1 tRNA gene and 2 rRNA genes are annotated in these 3,264 nt (G+C 53.1%); all 3 read left to right on the forward strand.

The annotated features are described in order from the left end of the window. Positions 1–32: 32 nt before the first annotated feature. Positions 33–2,825 (forward strand): 23S ribosomal RNA (locus BFL28_RS15765). 105 nt (positions 2,826–2,930) lie between these two features. Continuing rightward, positions 2,931–3,045, forward strand: a 5S ribosomal RNA gene (gene rrf / locus BFL28_RS15770). Between the two features lie 117 nt (positions 3,046–3,162). Next, a tRNA-Met gene (locus BFL28_RS15775) sits at positions 3,163–3,239 on the forward strand. Positions 3,240–3,264: the final 25 nt, after the last annotated feature.

A 3,264-nucleotide genomic window follows, 5' to 3' on the forward strand; every position in this document is an offset into this window, starting at 1 on the left:
GATCCAGGGTTGTCATTGGTGGTGTGGACTCTCAAGCGTGAGGTAAGGGCGTTTGGTGGATGCCTTGGCATGTACAGGCGATGAAGGACGTGGCACGCTGCGATAAGCACAGGGGAGTTGTGAGCAAACTTTGATCCTGTGATTTCCGAATGGGGAAACCCACCTATCCCGATTATTCCTACGTTGGCTTGTCCAGTGTTGGAGTAATCGAGAAACAGGTATCACTTAGCTGAATAAAATAGGCTTCGTGAAGCGAACCCGGAGAACTGAAACATCTCAGTACCCGGAGGAAAAGACATCAACCGAGATTCCGTTAGTAGTGGCGAGCGAACGCGGACCAGGCCAGTGCCTTCTTTTCAACTAGCAGAACAGTTTGGAAAAGCTGACCATAGCGGGTGACAGTCCCGTATGCGAAAGTGATGAAGAAGGACTTGAGTAGGGCGGGGCACGTGAAACCCTGTCTGAACATCGGGGGACCACCCTCGAAGCCTAAATACTCGTACATGACCGATAGTGAACTAGTACCGTGAGGGAAAGGTGAAAAGCACCCCGATGAGGGGAGTGAAACAGTACCTGAAACCGAACGCCTACAAGCAGTTGGAGCCTCTTTATGGGGTGACAGCGTACCTCTTGCATAATGGGTCTGTGACTTAGTGTATCAAGCAAGCTTAAGCCGATAGGTGTAGGCGCAGCGAAAGCGAGTCTGAATAGGGCGATTGAGTTTGATGCATTAGACCCGAAACCCGGCGATCTAGGCATGACCAGGTTGAAGGTGGGGTAACACTCACTGGAGGACCGAACCGTTTAATGTTGAAAAATTATCGGATGAGTTGTGTTTAGGGGTGAAAGGCCAATCAAGCCGGGAAATAGCTGGTTCTCCGCGAAATCTATTGAGGTAGAGCCTTGGACGAATACCCTAGGGGGTAGAGCACTGGATGGTTGCGGGCTGCGCGAGCGGTACCAATACTAACCAAACTCCGAATACCTAGGAGTACTATCCAGGAGACAGACGGCGGGTGCTAAGGTCCGTCGTCAAAAGGGAAACAGCCCTGACCTACAGCTAAGGTCCCCAAGTCACGTCTAAGTGGGAAAGCATGTGGGAATCCCAAAACAGCCAGGAGGTTGGCTTAGAAGCAGCCATCCTTTAAAGAAAGCGTAACAGCTCACTGGTCTAAACAAGGGTTCCTGCGGCGAAAATGTAACGGGGCTCAAGACGTGCACCGAAGCTTAGGGTGTGTTCTTATGAACACGCGGTAGCGGAGCGTTCCGTAAGCCTGTGAAGCAGTCTGGTAATGGACTGTGGAGGTATCGGAAGTGCGAATGCAGACATGAGTAGCGATAAAGAGGGTGAGATGCCCTCTCGCCGAAAGACCAAGGGTTCCTGCTTAAAGCTAATCTGAGCAGGGTGAGCCGGCCCCTAAGACGAGCCCGAAGGGGGTAGTCGATGGGAACCACGTTAATATTCGTGGGCCTGGTGGTAGTGACGGATCACGTGTGTTGTATGTCCTTATCGGATTGGACATGCTTCGAAGTGGTTCCAGGAAATAGCTCCACCGTATAGACCGTACCCGAAACCGACACAGGTGGTCAGGTAGAGTATACCAAGGCGCTTGAGAGAAGTGTCCTGAAGGAACTCGGCAAATTGCCTCCGTACCTTCGGAAGAAGGAGGCCCTCATTTTGCGCAAGCAGATTGAGGGGGCACAGGCCAGGGGGTAGCGACTGTTTAGCAAAAACACAGGGCTCTGCTAAGTCGGCTTCAAGACGACGTATAGGGCCTGACGCCTGCCCGGTGCCTGAAGGTTAAGTGGAGGAGTGCAAGCTCCGAAACGAAGCCCAGGTAAACGGCGGCCGTAACTATAACGGTCCTAAGGTAGCGAAATTCCTTGTCGGGTAAGTTCCGACCTGCACGAATGGCGTAACGACTTCCCCACTGTCTCCAGGACATGCTCAGCGAAATTGAATTCTCCGTGAAGATGCGGAGTACCCGCGGTTAGACGGAAAGACCCCGTGCACCTTTACTGCAGCTTCAGAGTGGCATTAGGAATTAATTGTGTAGCATAGGTGGGAGGCTTTGAAGCATTGGCGCCAGCTGATGTGGAGCCTACGGTGAAATACCACCCTGTTGATTTCTGATGTCTAACCTCGAACCGTTATCCGGTTCAGGGACCCTCTGTGGCGGGTAGTTTGACTGGGGCGGTCGCCTCCTAAAGAGTAACGGAGGCGTGCGAAGGTTGGCTCAGATCGGTTGGAAACCGATCGTTAGAGTGCAATGGCATAAGCCAGCCTGACTGCGAGACTGACGAGTCGAGCAGAGACGAAAGTCGGTCATAGTGATCCGGTGGTCCCTCGTGGAAGGGCCATCGCTCAACGGATAAAAGGTACGCCGGGGATAACAGGCTGATGATTCCCAAGAGCTCATATCGACGGAATCGTTTGGCACCTCGATGTCGGCTCATCACATCCTGGGGCTGGAGCAGGTCCCAAGGGTTTGGCTGTTCGCCAATTAAAGTGGTACGTGAGCTGGGTTCAGAACGTCGCGAGACAGTTTGGTCCCTATCTGCCGTGGGCGTCGAAATTTGAGAGGAGTTGACCCTAGTACGAGAGGACCGGGTTGAACATACCTCTGGTGTACCTGTCGTCGTGCCAACGGCGCAGCAGGGTAGCTATGTATGGACGGGATAACCGCTGAAAGCATCTAAGCGGGAAGCCTCCCTCAAGATAAGATTTCTTAGGACGGTGGTAGACCACCACCTTGATAGACTGGATGTAGAAGCGCGGTAACGTGTGGAGCTAACCAGTACTAATTGTCCTATTCGCGCTTGATGAGTCCCACCATCAATGACAGCTCTGCTGATCATTGAGGTTGTTGACCTTATACCTTGGTGCACGCATCGATTTGAAAACATACCCACCTACACCCGCTTCATTGCTTGGTGACCATAGCGTCAGTGACCCACCCGATCCCATCCCGAACTCGGCCGTGAAACCTGACTGCGCCGATGGTACTATTGCTCAAGCACTGGAAGAGTAGGTCGTCGCCAGGCATTGCAGCCGGTGTCGGTGGATATCGAAAAACCCATTCACAACGTCAAAAACGCAAACGCGCCGCGCCCACAAAGCTCGGCGCGTTTGCTGTTTCTGGCACTACGCCAGATCCTTGGCGCGGGGTGGAGCAGCCCGGTAGCTCGTCAGGCTCATAACCTGAAGGTCGTTGGTTCAAATCCAACCCCCGCAACCAATATTACAGAAGCCCCCCGGAGAGA

It is taken from the genome of Sphingomonas turrisvirgatae (genome assembly GCF_001721295.1).
Classification (GTDB): Bacteria; Pseudomonadota; Alphaproteobacteria; order Sphingomonadales; family Sphingomonadaceae; genus Sphingomonas; species Sphingomonas turrisvirgatae.